At 72.3% G+C, this 18,072-nt stretch carries 16 protein-coding genes; 9 read left to right on the top strand and 7 right to left on the bottom strand.

The window, feature by feature from the left end; genetic code table 11:
* Positions 1–44: 44 nt before the first annotated feature.
* Positions 45–1,145 (bottom strand): inositol-3-phosphate synthase, encoded by a 1,101-nt coding sequence (locus BMW27_RS16535; protein WP_091446010.1) that lies wholly within the window; start codon positions 1,143–1,145, stop codon positions 45–47.
* Between the two features lie 111 nt (positions 1,146–1,256).
* Positions 1,257–1,874, bottom strand: coding sequence for a PadR family transcriptional regulator (locus BMW27_RS16530; protein ID WP_091446008.1), 618 nt, complete (start codon positions 1,872–1,874; stop codon positions 1,257–1,259).
* Positions 1,875–2,019: 145 nt separating this feature from the next.
* On the opposite strand from BMW27_RS16530, the gene BMW27_RS16525 reads away from it, so the two are divergent.
* From BMW27_RS16525 to BMW27_RS16515, 3 genes are all read left to right on the top strand, one after another.
* Entirely contained in the window at positions 2,020–2,439 is a 420-nt protein-coding gene (locus tag BMW27_RS16525; RefSeq protein WP_091446006.1) for a DUF5318 family protein, read from the top strand.
* 166 nt (positions 2,440–2,605) lie between these two features.
* A complete protein-coding gene (locus BMW27_RS16520) occupies positions 2,606–5,050 on the top strand; it encodes a transglycosylase domain-containing protein (protein ID WP_245743642.1) in 2,445 nt (814 codons plus the stop codon).
* A gap of 35 nt (positions 5,051–5,085) precedes the next feature.
* Positions 5,086–6,720, top strand: coding sequence for a glycosyltransferase family 87 protein (locus tag BMW27_RS16515; RefSeq protein ID WP_245743641.1), 1,635 nt, complete (start codon positions 5,086–5,088; stop codon positions 6,718–6,720).
* On the opposite strand, the gene BMW27_RS16510 is transcribed toward BMW27_RS16515, so the two are convergent.
* Positions 6,692–7,504 carry a deoxyribonuclease IV gene (locus tag BMW27_RS16510; RefSeq protein WP_091446004.1) on the bottom strand — a complete coding sequence of 271 codons (813 nt, stop codon included), beginning with the start codon at positions 7,502–7,504 and terminating at the stop codon, positions 6,692–6,694. The genes BMW27_RS16515 and BMW27_RS16510 overlap by 29 nt on opposite strands.
* Positions 7,505–7,742: 238 nt before the next feature.
* On the opposite strand from BMW27_RS16510, the gene rpsF reads away from it, so the two are divergent.
* From rpsF to BMW27_RS16485, 5 genes are all read left to right on the top strand, one after another.
* Positions 7,743–8,030: a 30S ribosomal protein S6 gene (gene rpsF, locus BMW27_RS16505; RefSeq protein ID WP_072920562.1), complete on the top strand. Its 288-nt coding sequence runs from the start codon at positions 7,743–7,745 to the stop codon at positions 8,028–8,030.
* Between the two features lie 2 nt (positions 8,031–8,032).
* Complete coding sequence (locus BMW27_RS16500) at positions 8,033–8,515, top strand: single-stranded DNA-binding protein (protein ID WP_091377888.1); 483 nt, start codon at positions 8,033–8,035, stop codon at positions 8,513–8,515.
* Positions 8,516–8,605: 90 nt separating this feature from the next.
* Positions 8,606–8,842 (top strand): 30S ribosomal protein S18, encoded by a 237-nt coding sequence (rpsR, locus tag BMW27_RS16495; RefSeq protein ID WP_012951016.1) that lies wholly within the window; start codon positions 8,606–8,608, stop codon positions 8,840–8,842.
* A gap of 2 nt (positions 8,843–8,844) precedes the next feature.
* Positions 8,845–9,300, top strand: a complete 456-nt coding sequence (gene rplI / locus BMW27_RS16490; protein WP_091446002.1) for a 50S ribosomal protein L9 — start codon at positions 8,845–8,847, stop codon at positions 9,298–9,300.
* A gap of 556 nt (positions 9,301–9,856) precedes the next feature.
* Positions 9,857–12,505 carry a replicative DNA helicase gene (locus tag BMW27_RS16485; protein WP_091446000.1) on the top strand — a complete coding sequence of 883 codons (2,649 nt, stop codon included), beginning with the start codon at positions 9,857–9,859 and terminating at the stop codon, positions 12,503–12,505.
* Positions 12,506–12,843: 338 nt separating this feature from the next.
* Here the strand turns inward: BMW27_RS16485 and BMW27_RS16480 are convergent, their stop codons facing one another.
* From BMW27_RS16480 to BMW27_RS16470, 3 genes are all read right to left on the bottom strand, one after another.
* Complete coding sequence (locus tag BMW27_RS16480; RefSeq protein WP_091445998.1) at positions 12,844–13,308, bottom strand: DUF3237 family protein; 465 nt, start codon at positions 13,306–13,308, stop codon at positions 12,844–12,846.
* 286 nt (positions 13,309–13,594) lie between these two features.
* The gene (locus BMW27_RS16475) at positions 13,595–14,824 is read right to left on the bottom strand and encodes a fatty acid desaturase family protein (RefSeq protein WP_091445996.1); all 1,230 of its coding nucleotides are present in this window, start codon (positions 14,822–14,824) and stop codon (positions 13,595–13,597) included.
* A gap of 25 nt (positions 14,825–14,849) precedes the next feature.
* Positions 14,850–15,950: a ferredoxin reductase gene (locus tag BMW27_RS16470; RefSeq protein ID WP_091445994.1), complete on the bottom strand. Its 1,101-nt coding sequence runs from the start codon at positions 15,948–15,950 to the stop codon at positions 14,850–14,852.
* 152 nt (positions 15,951–16,102) lie between these two features.
* Here BMW27_RS16470 and BMW27_RS16465 point away from each other — a divergent pair, with 152 nt between their 5' ends.
* Complete coding sequence (locus BMW27_RS16465; RefSeq protein ID WP_091445993.1) at positions 16,103–17,290, top strand: PucR family transcriptional regulator; 1,188 nt, start codon at positions 16,103–16,105, stop codon at positions 17,288–17,290.
* Positions 17,291–17,433: 143 nt separating this feature from the next.
* On the opposite strand, the gene BMW27_RS16460 is transcribed toward BMW27_RS16465, so the two are convergent.
* Positions 17,434–18,039, bottom strand: coding sequence for a class I SAM-dependent methyltransferase (locus BMW27_RS16460; RefSeq protein WP_091445991.1), 606 nt, complete (start codon positions 18,037–18,039; stop codon positions 17,434–17,436).
* Positions 18,040–18,072: the final 33 nt, after the last annotated feature.

Here is an 18,072-nt window from a genome sequence, read left to right as displayed (position 1 = left end):
GGCCCCGGTCGGTACCTCGGCCCCGTCGAGGGGCCCACCGCGGGCTAGCGAGCGGTGGGGGCGACGGGGTCCTCCCCGTCGCCCCTGATGAAGGCCTCGACGGCGTCGCGGGCCTCGCTGTCGCTGTACTGCACCGGCGGGCTCTTCATGAAGTAGGACGACGCGGAGAGGATGGGGCCGCCGATGCCGCGGTCCTTGGCGATCTTCGCGGCGCGGACGGCGTCGATGATGATCCCGGCGGAGTTTGGGGAGTCCCAGACCTCGAGCTTGTACTCCAGGTTCAGCGGGACGTCGCCGAACGCGCGGCCCTCGAGGCGCACGTAGGCCCACTTGCGATCCGACAGCCACGGCACGTGGTCCGACGGGCCGATGTGCACGTTGTCGGTGCCCATGTCCCGGTCGACCTGGCTGGTCACGGCCTGCGTCTTGGAGATCTTCTTGGACTCCAGCCGCTCGCGCTCGAGCATGTTCTTGAAGTCCATGTTGCCGCCGACGTTGAGCTGCATCGTGCGGTCGAGCTGCACGCCGCGGTCCTCGAAGAGCTTGGCCAGCACCCGGTGGGTGATGGTGGCGCCGACCTGGCTCTTGATGTCGTCGCCGACGATCGGGACCCCGGCGGCGGTGAACTTCTCGGCCCACTCCGGCGTCCCGGCGATGAAGACCGGCAGCGCGTTGACGAAGGCCACGCCGGCGTCCAGCGCGCACTGGGCGTAGAACTCGGCGGCCTGCTGCGAGCCGACCGGCAGGTAGCAGACCAGCACGTCGGCGCCGGACTCGCGCAGCGCCGCGACGACGTCCACCGGCTCCTCGTCGGACTCCTCGATCGTCGCCCGGTAGTACTTGCCGAGGCCGTCGAGGGTGGTGCCGCGCTGCACCGTCACGCCCAGCGGCGGGACGTCGCAGATCCTGATGGTGTTGTTCTCGCTGGCCACGATCGCCTCGGAGAGGTCGCGGCCGACCTTCTTGGCGTCGACGTCGAACGCCGCGACGAACTCCACGTCGCGGACGTGGTACTCGCCGAAGCGGACGTGCATCAGGCCCGGCACCGACGTCGTCTCGTCGGCGTCGCGGTAGTAGTGGACACCCTGCACCAGCGAGGCGGCGCAGTTGCCGACGCCGACGATGGCGACCTTGACGGATCCCATGGACATCTCCTTCTTCACTGACCGCCTGCGGTCGGTGGACACGGACCGTGGACGGTCCTGCTCGGGGTGACGGGCGCGGAGCTCTCCCGTCCGCTCATCGGGAGGTGTTGGTCAGGGCCCGGGGGGCGCCTGTGCCGGCGGGTCCCCCGGGGTGGCGCCGTCGTCTCGACGCCCCTGACCGTCGGTCAGCTCGCGGTCGATGAGCTCCGCCAGCCAGCGGACCTCGCGGTCGACCGATTCCAGGCCGTGGCGCTGGAGTTCGAGGGTGTAGCGGTCCAGGCGCTCCCGGGTCCGGCTCAGCGAGGCCCGCAGGCCCTCGCGCTGCCGTTCGACGGTGCGGCGGCGACCCTCGAGGATGCGCAGCCGGACGTCCGCGGCGGTGTGCCGAAAGAACGCCAGGCGGACGCCGAAGAGCCCGTCGTCGTCGTACGTCTCGGGACCGGCCTGGCCGACCAGCTCGTGGAAGCGCTCCTTGCCCTCGGCGGTGATCGTGTAGACCACCTTGCCGCGCCGGCCGGTCAGCGGCGGTGCGTCGGCCGGCAGAGGGGCGCGGGGGTCCGGCTCGTCGGTGGTGACGTACCCGGCCGCGTGCAGCCGCTTGAGCGCGGGGTAGAGCGACCCGTAGGAGATGCTGCGCAGCCCGCCGAGCACCTGGGCGAGCTGCTTGCGCAGCTCGTAGCCGTGCATCGGCGACTGGTGGAGCAGGCCCAGGATGGCGAACTCGAGCACGTCGCCTCCCTCGTCGTCCTGCGGATCGATGTATCGAGACGATACATCGGCAGGTGCGCGGCAGGACAGCTCGGGCCGACCCGACAGACCCTCCGGACGTGGTCGGACACCTCCCCGTGCCCGCCGCGGTGCGTACATTGGCGCAGTGCCCGGACGTCGATCCGTCGTGGACTACTCGCTGCAGCGGCGAGCCGTCCTCGCCGACGTGTACGCCGGTCGCACGGGGCTCTTCGAGGTCTGCGACGCCAGTCCGTACCTCACCCGGGCGGCCAAGTACCACGGCGAGGCGACCGACGTCACCTGCCCGGTGTGCCGCAAGGAGCGGCTCACGCTGGTGAGCTACGTCTACGGGGAGCACCTCGGCCCCACGGCCGGCCAGGCGAAGACGCAGGCCGAGCTCGCCCGGATGGACCGCGCGCAGGAGGAGTTCTCCGTCTACGCCGTCCAGGTGTGCCGCGGGTGCGGGTGGAACCACCTGGACTGCTCGTACGTCCTGGGGGCCGAGCCGGATCCGGGTCGCCAGCCCCGGCGCACGAGGCGGCGGACGGCCACCGAGCAGTTGTAGTACCCGTCACACGGGGAACACGGAGTGCCCCGCGTGGTCGTTGAGACACCGAGGCGTCGCTGCGCCGCGGGTCGTCCTCGCTCGCACAGCTCAAGACACCACTCTGGGTGCCGGACGCGGTCGTCCTGCGCGCCCACCGAGACCTGAACCAGAGAGGGGCCCCTGCGTGCCTCCCCACGACGAGACCTCACCGGTCGGGCCGCGCGGCGGCTCGGTCCGCCGTCCGCCGTCCGGTCGCACCGCCGGCGGGACCGGCGGAGGCGACCGGCCCCCGGCAGGCAGGGGCCGGCCACCGGCAGGCCGCGGCGGCCGGACGACGGCCTCGCGGCCCGGCCCGGCCGCACGGGGCACCCGTCCCGCCGGCAAGAGCACCCGCGCCGGGCAGCAGCGCCGCCGACGCCGGTTCAAGGCCCTGCTCGGCGTGCTGGCGGGCGCGTTCGTGCTGCTCGGCGTCTTCGTGGGCGTCGTGTACGCGACGACCGACGTGCCCGACCCGAGCTCGGTGCAGAACGCGCAGACGACGGTCGTCCACTACGCCGACGGCACCACCGAGATGGCCCGGCTGGGCGCGGAGAACCGCACCAACGTGCCGCTCGCCGAGGTCTCGGAGCCCGCGCGCGAGGCGATCCTGGCGGCCGAGAACCGCAGCTTCTACACCGACCCCGGCATCTCCGCGACGGGCATCGTGCGCGCCGCGTGGAACAACCTGACCGGCGGCTCCACGCAGGGTGGCTCGACCATCACCCAGCAGTACGTCAAGAACGCCTTCCTGACGTCGGAGCAGACGTTCAGCCGGAAGTTCCAGGAGCTCTTCCTCGCCGTCAAGCTCGACAACGAGTACGAGAAGGACGAGATCCTCGAGAACTACCTGAACACCATCTACTTCGGCCGCGGCGCCTACGGCATCGAGACGGCGGCCAACACCTACTTCGGCGTGCCGGCCAGCCAGCTGACCGCCCAGCAGGGCGCGGTGCTCGCCGTCCTCGTCCGCAGCCCCTCCTCCTACGACCCGGAGTCCAACCCCGAGGGGTCGCAGGACCGCTGGGGCCTGGTGCTCGACGCGATGGTCGACGAGGGCTGGCTGACCCAGCAGGAGCGGGACGCCTCGGTCTTCCCGCCCGTCCTCCCGCGGACGGGCTCCAACCTGGGCATCCCCAGCGAGTCGCAGGGGCTGGTCGTCCAGCGCGTCATCGCCGAGCTCGAGGCCAAGGGCTACGACGAGCAGCAGATCCGGGCCGGCGGCCTGCGCATCACCACCACGGTCGACAAGCGCTACCAGGACGCCGCCGTGTCCGCTGTCGACGAGGTGATGGACGGGCAGCCGGAGAACCTGCGCGAGGCGCTGGTGTCCATCGACCCGAACACCGGTGCCGTGCGGGCCTACTACGGCGGTCCGATCGGCGCCGGTGACGGCGCGGTCGACTACGCGCAGGCCCTGCGCCAGCCCGGCTCGTCGGTGAAGCCGTACGTGCTGGCCACCGCGCTGGAGGACGGCATCAGCGTCAACGCCCGGCGCGACGGCTCCTCGCCGCAGGAGTTCGCCGACCGCCCGGGCCTGCCGGTCCGCAACTCCGGCGGCGCCTCGTGCGGCTCCTGCACGCTCAGGGAGTCGCTGACCCGCTCCCTGAACACCACCTTCTACGGGCTGGCCTACGAGGTCGGCGCCGAGCGGGTCCGGCAGAACACCCTCGAGGCCACCGGCCTGCCCGAGGCGTGGCCGGACGACCCTGCCTACGGCCTGCTCGCCGGCGGCAACACGCTGGCCGACAGGGAGACCGGCGCTGCCGGCGGCTCGATCGGCATCGGCCAGTACGAGATGCGCCCGATCGACCAGGCGCACGGCTTCGCCACCCTGGCCACCGGCGTCGAGCACGAGCCGTACTTCGTCGCCCGGGTGACCGACAGCGAGGGCGCGGTGCTGCTCGACTACAACGGCGACGCCGGCGACCGGGTCTTCGAGGACGACGTGGTCAACGACGTCACCTACGCCATGACCGACGTCGCCGCCTACTCGCGGCGCTCGCTCGACGGTGGCCGCGAGGTCGCCAGCAAGACCGGTACGCAGGGTCAGGGCGAGGACAACTCCGACGCGTGGATGGTCGGCTTCACGCCGTCCATCTCCACCGCGGTCTGGATGGGCAACGACTCGCCGGCCCAGCCGATCGAGGACGTCAACGGCCGGATCATCTACGGCTCGGGCCTGCCCGGCGCCATCTGGCAGGAGTACATGAACACCGTGCTGGACGGGACGCCGGAGGAGGACCTGCCCGACCGGGCGCTCATCCGCGGCGACACCGGCAACGGCGTGCCCGCGCCGGAGCCCGAGACGCCGACGCAGGCGCAGGCGCCCGCACCGGTGACCACCCAGCCCACCCAGCCCGCTCAGCCGCAGGAGACCGTGCAGGAGCAGGTCACCGAGGACACCGTCACCGACGACACCGCTGGCACCGGCGGCACCGAGACCGGCGGGAACGGCAGCGACACCGGCAACCAGGGCGGCCCCGGTCCCAGCACCGGCCCCGTCCCGCCGGTCACCGGTCCGCCGGGCGGCGGCCCCCCCAGTACGGGCGCCGGTCAGCAGGCCGAGGAGCCGGCGGGCCAGGAGCAGTAGCGGGCCGGCCGACCTCCGGCGGGCAGACTGACCGCATGAGCACGATCCCGACGGGCCCGTCCGCACCAGCGGACGGGCCCGCGGCCTGTCCGGAGCCGGACCGCGTCGTCCCCACCTGGACCGACCCGGTCGTGGCGCAGGCCAGCGAGGCGGTGGGTGGCCCCTGGGGCCGCCACGCGCCCGTCGGGCGGGCCTCGTTCTGGACCCCGCTGCGCGTGTGCCTGCTGTTCACCACGACCGTGCTGGCGCTCGCCTGGCTCAAGCAGGCCCCGTGCTCGGACGGCGACTGGACCGGCTCCCTGCAGTACACCCACCTCTGCTACTCCGACCCGGTGCCGCTGTTCGGCGTGTACGGGCAGGGCGAGGGGGCGCTGCCCTACCTCGACGCGCGGGTGGAGTACCCGGTGCTCACCGGGGCGGCGATGGCGCTCGCCGCGCTGTTCTCCGGCTGGTACGACGGGCTGGCGGCCGCGGTCGGCGGGCTCCCGGCGGTCCCGCCGGTGCAGAGCTACACCGTCGTCACGGCGCTGCTCATGTCGGTGTGCGCGGTGGGAGTCACCCGGGCCGTCCTGCCGCTGACCGGTCGGCGGCCGTGGGACACCGCCATGGTGGCGCTGTCGCCGGTGCTGCTGGTCTACGCGTTCAACAACTGGGACCTGCTGGCCGTCGCCCTCGCCACCCTCGGGATGTGGGCGTGGGCCCGGCAGCGGGCGGTGCTCGCGGGGGCGCTGCTCGGGCTCGGCGTGGCCGCCAAGCTCTACCCGGTGCTCGTGCTGGGCGCGCTGTTCCTGCTCTGCCTGCGGGCCGGTGCGCTGCGGGTCTGGCTGCGGGCGGCGTTCGCCGCGGCCGCTGCCTGGCTGGCGGTGAACCTGCCGGTGGCCCTGCTGGCACCGGAGAACTGGGGCTGGTTCTTCGCCTTCAGCCGCCAGCGCCCGGCCAACCCGGAGTCGATCTGGAACGTGCTGCTGACGGTCACGGGCAACCGCGTCCTCGACGGCCCCCTCGCCGACGGGCAGACGCCGGTGGTGCTCAACGCGGTCGTGGCCGTGCTGCTGCTCGCGCTGGCGGCCTGGGTCGCCTGGCTGGTGCTGAGCGCCCCGGTGCGGCCGCGGGTGGCGCAGGTGGCCTTCCTGCTGGTGGCCGGCTTCCTGCTGCTCAACAAGGTCTACAGCCCGCAGTACGCGCTGTGGCTGCTGCCGCTGGCGGTCCTGGCCCGGCCCCGGTGGCGCTCGCTGCTGGTCTGGCAGGTCAGCGAGGCCCTGGTGTGGGTCCTGACGATGCTCTACTACCTCGGCACCGAGAACCGCGGCGTCGAGGTGGAGTGGTTCTTCCTCGCCGTCCTGGTGCGCGATGCCGTCCTGGTGGCGCTCGTGGTGCTCGTCGCCCGGGAGGTGCGGCGACCGGACGACGACGTCGTCCGCACCAGCTGGCCCGGCGTCGACGACCCCGCCGGAGGCCCGTTGAACGGAGCACCTGACGTGGTGACCCTCGGCGGCCGAGGACCAGTCCTGTCGCCGGGTGGGGCCCGGGGGGTCCCGCGGGGAGTGACGCAGCAGCTCGGCCCACCCGGGGACGGCACCTGGCCGCGGTGCGACGCGGGGCGTCGCAGCGTCACCGCTCCACGTGGAACACCGGCCGGGTTCAGGTCAGGGCCTGCCGGAGCAGGGTGATCTCCTCGGCGTGCGAGGCGGCGTCGCCGGGGGTCTCCAGGACGACCGGGCAGTCGGCCGCCCGGGCGACCTCGACCAGCAACCCGGTCGGGATCTCGCCGTCGGTCAGCGGGGCGTGCCGGTCACGGCTGGAGCCCTGCGGGTCGCGGCTGTTGTTGAGGTGCACCAGGTCGACGCGGCCGGTGATCGCCCGGACGTCGTCCACCGCGGTCGCGAGGTCCCAGCCGGCGGCCCACGCGTGGCAGGTGTCGAGCACGAAGCCGGCGCCGAACTCGCCGACGGCGTCCCACAGCCGGGCCAGGGCGTCCAGGTCGCGGGCCATGGCGTTGCCGCCGCCGGCCGTGTTCTCGATGAGCAGCGGCAGGGGGAAGCCGCCGTCCTCGGCCTGCCGGGCGAAGGTCTTGCGCCAGTTGTCGACGCCGGCGGCCGGGTCGTCGGTCCCCAGTACGTGACCGCCGTGCACGACCATGCCGCGGGCACCGATCGCCGCGGCGACCTGGGCGTGCTGGCCGAGCGTCTTGCGGCTCGGGATGCGGATGCGGTTGTTCGTCGACGCCACGTTGAGGACGTAGGGCGCGTGCACGACCAGGAGCAGGTCACCGGAGAGGGCGGACTGCACGTCGGCGGACAGCCGCGGCGCCTTCCACCCCTGCGGATCACCCAGGAAGACCTGCACGCCGTCGGCGTCCATCTCCGCCGCCCGGGCCAGCGGGCCGCCGTGCTCCATCCCGCCGTCCTGGGTCAGACCTGGGCCGACGTGTACGCCGATCGGGTGAGCTGACACCCGGCCGACCTTAGAAGGACCTCCTGCCCCCCGCCGCTCGCAGCCTCGCGGCGGGACCCTGCAGGAGGCCGACGGGCGCCGTCCCCGTGGACGACGGCCGGCGGGCAGCTCGCCGCTGGTACGCTCGACGGAGCGCGTTCCACCGGTGGCTGTCACCGGGCGGGGCGCGCGACGCGTGTACGACCCTCCTGCTGCAGACCGACTGCAGCCGCTCAGACCAGAGGAGGTGGGGTTCTCCGTGCGTCGCTACGAACTGATGGTCATCCTCGACCCCGACCTGGAGGAGCGCACGATCGCTCCCTCCCTCGACCGGTTCCTCACCGTCGTCACCAACTCCGGTGGCACCGTGAAGACCGAGATCTGGGGCCGCCGCCGGCTGGCCTACGAGATCAAGAAGCAGGTCGAGGGCATCTACGCCATCGTCGACATCCAGGCCACGCCCGCCGCGGTGGCCGAGCTCGACCGGCAGCTGAACCTCAACGAGTCGGTCCTGCGCACGAAGCTGATGCGGCCCGAGGTCCACTGACCATGGCCGGCGAGACCGTCATCACCGTCATCGGCAACCTGACGTCGGACCCGGAGCTGCGCTTCACGCCCTCCGGTGCCGCGGTCGCCAACTTCACCGTGGCCTCCACGCCGCGGACCTTCGACCGCCAGTCGCAGGAGTGGAAGGACGGCGAGGCGCTCTTCCTGCGCTGCAACGTCTGGCGGCAGGCGGCGGAGAACGTCGCCGAGTCGCTGACCCGCGGGTCGCGGGTGATCGTCTCCGGCCGGCTCAAGCAGCGGTCGTTCGAGACCAAGGAAGGCGAGAAGCGCACCGTCGTCGAGCTCGAGGTCGACGAGATCGGCCCGTCGCTCCGCTACGCCACCGCGAAGGTCACCAAGGCCTCCCGCGGTGAGGGCGGCGGCGGCGGCTTCGGCGGCGGTGGCGGTGGCGGCTTCGGTGGTGGCGGCGGGTCCAGCGACCCGTGGTCGACCCCGGCTCCGCCGTCCGACGAGCCGCCCTTCTGAGAAAGGACCCCTCGCCCCCACGCCTCGCTGACGCTCGGCGTAGGCCCGGCGAGGGGGCCGTTCCATCCCCTCACTCTCTGGAGAACCCCGGTGGCCAAGCCCCCCGTTCGCAAGCCCAAGAAGAAGGTCTGCCAGTTCTGCAAGGACAAGGCGACCTACATCGACTACAAGGACACGACCCTGCTGCGGAAGTTCATCTCCGACCGCGGCAAGATCCGTGCCCGCCGCGTGAGCGGCAACTGCAGCCAGCACCAGCGGGACGTCGCCACGGCCGTCAAGAACAGCCGTGAGATGGCCCTGCTGCCCTACACCTCGACGGCGCGCTGACCATGAGCACCCAGAAGCTGATCCTGACGCAGGAGGTCACCGGTCTCGGGTCCTCCGGTGACACGGTGGAGGTCAAGGGCGGGTACGCCCGCAACTACCTCCTGCCCCGCGGCCTGGCCATCCAGGCCACCCGCGGTGCCGAGAAGCAGGTCGAGTCGCTGCGCCGGGCGCGTGCCACCCGCGAGGTGCGGTCGCTCGAGGAGGCCCAGGCCGTGGCCGGGCGCCTCTCGGGCCTGACCGTCCAGGTGCCGGCGCGCGCCGGTGAGGGTGGTCGCCTGTTCGGCCGCATCACCACCGCTGACGTCGTGAACGCCGTGACCGCCGCCGGCGGCCCCACGCTCGACCGGCGCCGGGTGGAGCTGCCCAGCAGCATCAAGACGACCGGCCAGCACACGGTGACCGTGCGGGTGCACCCCGAGGTCACCTCCCCGCTGACCATCGAGGTCGTCCCCGGCTGACCACTCGGTCGTCGCTGTACCGCCCGCGAGGGGCGTCGGACCCCGGTCCGGCGCCCCTCGCGGCGTTCCGGAGCCGTGACCGCACGCACGGTCGTCGCCGCCCGTCGCCCGGCGGCTGCCGGTGTCGACCTGTGGACGTGTGACCGCTGGGACGCCTGCGCCGGCTACTCCGACACGCCGGGCGACGACACCCGGATTTCTCCCGACTTTCTCCCATCCACACCCGGTGGGTCGTCTCCCCGCAGGTCAGGGCCGGGATACGGGGGACGGCGCCGCGGCGTCCCCCGCTGTCTCCACATGTCGACACGGCTGTGTCCACCGACTTGTCCACAAGTTGTGCAGAAGCGCACCCACACCGGTGTTGGACTGGTCCGTCCGCACTTCCTAACGTCCTCCTCGACCCCGTGACCGCCCGAACTGTCGGTGCCCCGGGGTACGAACGTCTCGAACGCCTGTTCGAGTCAGGTGCGCAGCGTACTGGTGCTCCCCCACCAGGCCCCGGCGATCCCGCCGGGGCCTGTGCGCGGGTGCGCCGTGAGTGGATGGAGGACCTGCCGTGGCGGTGGCCGACGACTTCAGCCGACCGACCCCGACGGCGCCGCAGTACGACCGGCAGCCGCCGCAGGACGTCGCGGCGGAGCAGTCGGTGCTCGGCGGCATGCTGCTGAGCAAGGACGCGATCGCCGACGTCGTCGAGGTGCTGGCGGGCCCGGACTTCTACCGTCCGGCCCACCAGGTGATCTTCGACTGCATCCTCGACCTGTACGGGCGGGGCGAGCCGGCCGACGCGATCACCGTCGCCGCCGAGCTCAACCGCACCGACCAGCTGTCGAAGATGGGCGGTGCGGTCTACCTGCACACCCTCATCCAGTCGACCCCGACGGCGGCCAACGCCGGCTACTACGCCGCGATCGTCGCCGAGCAGGCGGTGCTGCGCCGGCTGGTCGAGGCCGGCACACGCGTCGTCCAGCTGGGCTACGGCGCGGCCGGCGGCAAGGGCGACGTCGACGACATCGTCGACCGCGCCCAGCAGGAGATCTACGACGTCACCGAGAAGCGCATGAGCGAGGACTACTCACGCCTCGAGGACGTCCTGCAGCCGACGATGGACGAGCTGGACGCCATCGCGTCCCGCGGCGGCACCGCCCGCGGCGTCCCGACCGGTATCCGCGATCTCGACGAATTGACCAACGGGCTGCAGGCCGGCCAGATGGTCGTGATCGCGGCCAGGCCTGGAGTTGGCAAAAGTACCCTGGGATTGGACATTGCGCGTTCTGCGACGGTTAAACACCATCTGGCCACCTGCATCTTCTCGCTCGAGATGAGCAAGCACGAGATCACCATGCGTCTGCTCTCGGCCGAGGCGAAGGTGCCGCTGCACCACATGCGCGCCGGCACGCTGTCGGACGAGGACTGGTCCAAGCTGGCCCGCCGCATGGGCGAGATCGCCGACGCGCCGCTCTACATCGACGACTCCCCCAACATGACGATGATGGAGATCCGGGCCAAGGCGCGGCGGCTCAAGCAGCGCAACGACCTCAAGCTCGTGGTCATCGACTACCTCCAGCTCATGACGTCCGGCAAGCGCGTCGAGAGCCGTCAGCAGGAGGTCTCGGAGTTCTCCCGTGCCCTCAAGCTGCTGGCCAAGGAGCTCGAGGTCCCGGTCATCGCGATGTCGCAGCTCAACCGTGGCTCCGAGCAGCGTCAGGACAAGAAGCCGATGCTCTCCGACCTCCGCGAATCGGGCTGCCTGCCGGCCGAGACCCGCATCTTGCGGGCCGACACCGGCGCCGAGACGACGATGGGTGAGATCTTCGAGAGCGGGGCCACCGACGTCCCCGTGTGGGCCCTGGACGACAACCTGCGATACGTCCGCCGGCATCTCACCCATGTCTTCTCGACCGGCCGGAAGCCGGTGCTGCAGCTGACGACCTCGTCGGGCAAGACGATCCGGGCGACGGCCAACCACCCGTTCCTTACCTACGACGGCTTCCGGCCGCTCGGGGAGCTGGCCCCCGGCGACCGCATCGCCGTGCCACGGCACGTGCCGGCGCCGGACCGAATGACGGTCTGGGCGGACGAGAAGGTGGTCCTGCTGGCCCACCTGATCGGTGACGGCAGCTTCGTGAAGCGCCAGCCGCTGCGCTACGCCTCCATCGACGAGGAGAACCTGCGCGCGGTCACCACCGCGGCGCTCCACTTCGGCGTCGTGGCCGTACGTGACGAGTACGCGGCCGCCCGCTGCACCAGCCTGCGGTTGCGCGCGCCGTTCCCGTTGACGCACGGTCGCTGGAACCCGGTCGCCGCCTGGCTCGACGAGCTCGGCCTCTTCGGGTTGCGCAGCCACGAGAAGTTCGTGCCCCAGGCGGTGTATTCGCTGCCCAAGAAGCAGATCGCGCTCTTCCTGCGCCACCTGTGGGCCACCGACGGTTCCGTCACGGTCAACAAGAACGGCCGTGGTGGCCGGGTCTACTACGCCTCGACCAGCCGGCAGCTCGTCGACGACCTCTCGCGGCTGCTGCTGCGCTTCGGCATCTCCTGCCGCATCCGCCGGGTGCGGAAGCCCGGCTACCGCGACGGCTGGACGCTCGACATCAGCGGCTGTGATGACCAGCGCCGGTTCCTCGGGGAGATCGGTGTCCACGGCGCCCGCGGTGCGGCGGCCGAGCAGCTGCTGGGGATCGTCCGGGAGCTGTCGGGCAACCCCAACGTCGACACCGTGCCCGTGCAGGTGTGGGAGCGCGTGCGGGCGGTGCTGGAGGAGAAGGGCATGAGCCACCGGGCGTTCGCCGCTGCCATGGGCTCGGCCTTCAACGGCAGCGGGATGTGGAAGCACGCCCCCAGCCGTGAGCGGCTCGGCCGGATCGCGGCTGTCCTCGACGACGCCGAACTCGAGATCCAGGCGGTCAACGACGTCCTGTGGGACGAGGTCGTCTCCATCGAGCAGGGAACCGAGGAGGAGGTCTACGACGCCACGGTGCTCGGAGGACACAACTTCGTCGCCGAGGGGATCGCGGTCCACAACTCGATCGAGCAGGACGCCGACATGGTCATGATGATCCACCGCGAGGACATGTACGAAAAGGAGAGCCCGCGGGCCGGCGAGGCCGACATCATGCTGGTGAAGCACCGCAACGGCCCCACCGCGAACGTCACGGTCGCCTTCCAGGGCCACTACAGCCGCTTCGTGGACATGGCGAACTGACCCAGCACGCAGCACACGCGAGAGGCCCGGAGCGCACGGTGCTCCGGGCCTCTCTGTGTCTCGAGCTCGGTCGGCGAGTTCATGTGACAGCCGGCTGAGAGCTGCACAGGTCACGCATCCCGTGACTGCGCCGCCACCGACGGCCTGCTCGACCTGCGCCGCCGGACTGTCCCGGAGTGACCTGGGCGGTGCCGATCAGCGACGGGGCCTGCTGCTGCCTCTGCACCACCCCAGCGCCGGCTACGCGGCCGTGACCCGCCGGAGCACGGAGACGCGGAGGCCCGGGACGGACGACGTCCCGGACCTCCGCTCCGTTGTTCCACGTGGAGCAGGCCGGCTCAGGTGACCAGGACGAGCGCCAGGCTCTGCGCGCGGAACCGCAGCTCGCCGCGCGCCACGTTCACCGTCCCGGTGAAGCCGTACACCGTGGAGTTGAGCGCCTGCAACTCCGGCGCCGCGGTGCGCAGCACGACCGAGCCGTGCATCGGCAGCTCGGCGTCGGGCCAGGTGAAGGCCGGGTCGGCGACCTCCTCGAGCGGGGGCACGGGCGACGGCGCCGCGACGTAGCCGTGGACCTCCGCGGCGACCGTCCGCCCGCCCTCACCGGACAACACCTGCCGGACGTCGATCACCCCGACGCCGTCCCGTCGCAGCAGGAAGTAGTCGACGCCGTCGACGGTGTCCCCGGTCAGCGGCCCCTCGGTGATCCGTCCCTGGTAGTACGCGTTGAGCCGCAGCCCCTCGGGCACCAGCCCGATCGGGACCACCCGGGTCATCGTGGCCTCGAAGGCGTAACCGTCCACGGCGCTGCTCCCCCTCGCTCGACAGGCAGCCATGCCAGCGGCGTGGGCGGTGCGACAACAGGGCCGTGGGTCCCAGTGCGCGGGGCGGCGTCACCCGCCGGGGCCGCATTACGACGGAGGGCCCGCCGGGGAGCGCTCAGGAGACGTCCGGCGCCGCCCGCGGGTCGAGGTCCCGCTCCGCGTCGGGGTGGGAGCACTGCCCACCATGTGCAGTGCACGCGCCAGGGGCCCGGAACCGACTCGGTTCCGGGCCCCTGGCGGCCAGCGGGTGCTGCAGCGGCCTGGGTCAGGCGGCGGCCGCCGCCCGGGTCAGCCGGACGCCCGCGGTCAGCTTGCGCTGGAGCGTGCGGCGCACCTTGGGGCTGCCGGTGGTCATCTTGTAGAGCACCGCCAGCTGCGGCAGCAGGTTGCGGCGGTTGGTCAGCTCCAGCCAGCCGTTCGGCAGCGACAGCCGGATGATCTTGTGCCAGGCCGAGCCCACCTGCTGCGGCAGCGGCGCGGTGTGGTAGTTCAGGCCGTAGCGGTCGAACAGGTCGCGGATCTTCGGCGCGATCTCGGCGTACCGGTTGCTGGGCAGGTCCGGGAACAGGTGGTGCTCGATCTGGTGCGACAGGTTCCCGGTCATGATGTGCATGGCCTTGGAGCCGGAGATGTTGGCCGAGCCGAGCATCTGGCGCAGGTACCACTCACCGCGGGTCTCGCCCTCGATCGACTTCTTCTCGAAGGTCTCGACGCCCTCGGGGAAGTGCCCGCAGAGGATCACCGAGTTCGACCACAGGTTGCGCACCAGGTTCGCGGTGAAGTTGGCCGCGAGCGTGGGCAGGAAGTTCGGGCCCGACAGCAGCGGGTGGATGACGTAGTCCTTGCGCACCTGCCTGCCGATCTTGCGCAGCACGGCCTTGGCGCGGGCCCGGAACTCCGGGTCCCCGGTCCGCTTCTTGGCGATCGTCCCGGCCAGCTCCAGGTCGTAGGCGGCGATCCCGTACTCGAAGAAGCAGGCGTTGATGAAGCTCCACAGGGGCTGGCCGAGGTGGAACGGCTGCCACGGCTGGTCCTCGTCGACGCGCATGATGCCGTAGCCGAGGTCGTTGTCCTTGCCGACCACGTTCGTGTACGTGTGGTGCAACTCGTTGTGCGAGTGCTTCCACTGCTCGGCCGGGCTGGCCATGTCCCACTCCCACGTCGTGGAGTGGATCTTCGGGTCCCGCATCCAGTCCCACTGGCCGTGCAGGATGTTGTGCCCGATCTCCATGTTCTCGAGGATCTTGGCGACCGACAGGCCGATCGTCCCGACCACGAACGCGGGCGGGAAGCCCGAGGCGAGCAGGACGGCGCGGCTGCCCAGCTCGATCTTGCGGTGGACGTCGATGACCTTGCGGATGTAGCGGGCGTCGTTCTCGCCGCGGGTGTCGATGACACTCTGGCGGATGTCGTCGAGCTCCTTGCCGATGAGCTCGATGTCCTCGGCGGTGAGGTGCTCGATCGGGTTCTCGGTCTTCTTCTGCAGAACGGTCATGCGGGGCTCCCAGCAGTCTCGGGGGTCAGTGGTCGATGTCGCAGGCGCCGGCGGCGGCGCTGATGCAGGTCTGGATCAGGACGCCGTCGCCCGGGGCGGCCGTGGTGACCTCGCCGTTGCGCAGGTCCCGGACGGCGCCCTCGCGCAGCGGCAGCACGCAGCCGAAGCAGATGCCCATCCGGCAGCCGCTGGGCATGAGGACGCCGGCGTCCTCGGCGGCGTCGAGGATCGGGGTGGCCCCGTCTGCCTCGATGCTGGTGCCCTTGCCGGTGAAGGTCACCGTGCCGCCCTCGCCGGTCACGAGGACCGTGGGCCGGAAGCGCTCGGTGAACAGCCGGTCGGCGATGCCGGCGGCGCTCCAGTGCTCCTCCAGCGCCTCGAGCATGCCGACCGGGCCGCAGGCCCAGGTGGCGCGCTCGGCGAGGTCGGGCACCAGCTCGGCGATCGCGGCGGCGTCCAGCATCCCGGCGGTGTCGGTGTGCTGCTCGACCAGCCGGATCCGGCCGGCGGCGGCCAGCTCGCGGAGGTCCGCGCCGAAGACGACGTCCTCCGGCGTGGGCGCCGAGTGCACGACGACGACGTCGGTCAGCTCGTCGTGGTTGCGCAGGATGCCCATGACCGGGGTGACGCCGGAGCCGGCGGTGACGAACAGGACCTTGTCGGGTGCCCGCGACGGCAGGACGAACTCACCGGTGGCCTGGTCGAGGTGCACAAGGGTGCCCGGCTGCGTGCGGTGCACGAGGTGGTTGCTGACCTTGCCGCCCGGGATGGCCTTGACGGTGATGCTGATGCAGCCGTCGGGCCGGTCCAGGTGCGAGGTGAGCGAGTAGGCCCGCCACATGCGCACGCCGTCGACGTCCACGCCGATGCGCACCCACTGGCCGGGCACGTGCCGCTGCCAGTCCGCACCCGGGCGGATGACCAGCGTGGCCGCGTCCCTGGTCTCCCTGTGGACGGCGACGATGCGGCCGCGCAGGTCGGCGCCGGCGCGCAGTGGGTTGACCATGTCCAGGTAGTCCGCGGGCAGCAGCGGGGTGGTGGCGGCCTCGGCGAGGCGCATCACCCGGTCACGCAGCGCGCTCAGGGCCGGCCGGGCCGAGGGAGGGCGCGGAACGGTCGCTGTCATACCCCTGATGGTTCCCAGCTCATCGCGCAATTACCTGTGCCCTGGGCGTGAACGTGCCGCCGGATACTGTCCTCACCGAACAACCGCAGCTCCGGAGGACGTCGGTCGGGGACGCGGCTGACGGACGACGGCCCTGAGCAGAGGGGGCGGCGATGGCGCCGGATCAGGACACCTTCCCACCCGAGGTCGCGGCGGCGATGCACGGTCAGCTGCCGGCGGTGGCCGAGCGGACCGTCGCCGCGATCGTCGTCGAGGTGCCCAGCTACACCGAGGCGTTCAGCGGGGTCATGGGCCGGAAGATCACCAACGCCGTCCAGCTGGCCCTGGGCGGCTTCCTGGAGCTGGCGACGGCGACCGGCGGCGCCGACCCCAGCCGGCCCATCGGCCCCGCGCTGGAGGGCGCCTACGCCCTGGGGCGCGGGGAGGCCCGCAGCGGTCGCAGCATGGACGCCCTGCTGGCCGCCTACCGGGTGGGTGCCCGGGTCGCCTGGCGGCACATGAGCGAGACGGCGGTGGAGGCCGGCATGCCCGCCGGGTCGCTGGCCCGGTTCGCCGAGCTGGTGTTCGCCTACATCGACCAGCTGTCGGCGGCCAGCGCCTCCGGGCACGCCGACCAGCTCGACAGCAGCGGCCGGTTGCGCCGCCGCGACCTGGAGCGGCTGGCCGAGCTGCTGCTCACCGGGGCGCCCCCGTACGACCTCACCACCGCCGCCGAGCGGGCGGACTGGACGCCGCCGCGGACCCTGACCGCGGTGCTGGTGCCCGAGGCCCGCGCCCGCGGCGCCCTGGCCGTGCTCGACGTCCGCACGCTGCAGGCCGGCGAGGACCTGACCGGGACCGAGCCCGGCGCCGAGCGCTCGGTGCTGCTCGTGCCGGACGCCGACGGGTACGCCCGCGCCCAGCTGGTCCGGGTGCTGACCGGGCGGGAGGCCGTCGTCGGCCCGGCCCGCCCGTGGCAGCAGGCCCGCTCCTCCTACTCGCGGGCGCTGCGGGCGCTGCAGCTGGACCTGCGCCCGGACGGCGACCTGCCCGTGGACACCGAGCTGCGGCTGTCCGACCTGGTCCTGCGGGCCGACGGCGAGGCGCTGGCCGACCTGCGCGCCCAGGCGCTCGCCCCGCTCGACGGGCTCGGTCCCGGCCCCCGGGAGAAGCTCGTCGAGACGCTGCGCGCGTGGCTGCTGCACCACGGACGCCGGGAGAAGATCGCCGCCGAGCTCTTCGTGCACCCGCAGACGGTCCGCTATCGCATGGGGCAGCTGCGCGACCTGTACGGCGAGCGCCTGGAGGACCCGCAGTCCGTCCTGGAGCTGACCGTCGCCCTCGGCGCGGTGGACCGGTGACCGTGGCGCCCCGCGGTGCGCGGCCCCGGGGGGCGCCTGGAGTCGGTCATGGGGTGTTGCCGGCGACGCGGGACCGAACGCCGCCGGAGGCCGCGACAAGCCCATGACCACGGCGGGCCGAGCGGGCGGAGGACGGCGACCCCTCAGGCGGGGCGGAGGACGGCGACCAGGAAGTCCGACTCGGGGGTGAACGGCCGCAGGTCCCAGGTGGAGAGCAGCAGGTCCTCGGCCCAGCCCGCCGTGCGGGCGTCGCTCCGGAAGTCGTCGAAGGCGTAGCCGCGGCCGGCACCGAAGCCGATCACCGCCCGCCCGCCGGGTGCCACGTGCGCCCGCAGCCGCTGCAGGACGGCGACCCGCGTGCTCGGCGCGAGGAAGGCCACCACGTTGCCGGCGGAGACGACCACGTCGAACGGCTCCGGGATGCCGCGCGCCGGCAGGTCGAGCTCGGCCAGGTCGCCGACGAGCCACCGCGGCCCGGGGTGGTCCTCCTCGGCGGCGGCGATCAGCACCGGGTCGACGTCCACGCCGACGACGACGTGCCCGGCCCGAGCCAGCCAGCCGCCCGTCCGGCCCGGTCCGCAGCCGGCGTCGAGCACCCGGGAGCCGCGCGACAGCATCGCGTCGACCAGCCGCGCCTCGCCGGCGAGGTCGAAGCCCCGTGCCGCGAGGTCCCGGAACCGCTGCACGTAGGCGGCCGAGTGGTCCGGGTCCTCCTGGGTGATCCGCACCCACGCGCTCTGCTCGGTCACCCGCCCATGATCGCCCATGGCCGGGGATCCCTA

It is taken from the genome of Geodermatophilus poikilotrophus, assembly GCF_900111455.1.
Lineage (GTDB): Bacteria > Actinomycetota > Actinomycetes > Mycobacteriales > Geodermatophilaceae > Geodermatophilus > Geodermatophilus poikilotrophus.
This window is presented reverse-complemented; position numbering and strand designations above follow the sequence as displayed.

Excerpts from the sequence above, each read along its gene's own strand:
- BMW27_RS16470 (WP_091445994.1), bottom strand. The coding sequence starts at position 15,950 with ATGACAGCGACCGTTCCGCGCCCTCCCTCGGCCCGGCCGGCCCTGAGC.
- BMW27_RS16500 (WP_091377888.1), top strand. The coding sequence starts at position 8,033 with ATGGCCGGCGAGACCGTCATCACCGTCATCGGCAACCTGACGTCGGAC.
- BMW27_RS16475 (WP_091445996.1), bottom strand. The coding sequence starts at position 14,824 with ATGACCGTTCTGCAGAAGAAGACCGAGAACCCGATCGAGCACCTCACC.
- BMW27_RS16465 (WP_091445993.1), top strand. The coding sequence starts at position 16,103 with ATGGCGCCGGATCAGGACACCTTCCCACCCGAGGTCGCGGCGGCGATG.
- BMW27_RS16535 (WP_091446010.1), bottom strand. The coding sequence starts at position 1,145 with ATGGGATCCGTCAAGGTCGCCATCGTCGGCGTCGGCAACTGCGCCGCC.
- rplI (WP_091446002.1), top strand. The coding sequence starts at position 8,845 with ATGAGCACCCAGAAGCTGATCCTGACGCAGGAGGTCACCGGTCTCGGG.
- BMW27_RS16515 (WP_245743641.1), top strand. The coding sequence starts at position 5,086 with ATGAGCACGATCCCGACGGGCCCGTCCGCACCAGCGGACGGGCCCGCG.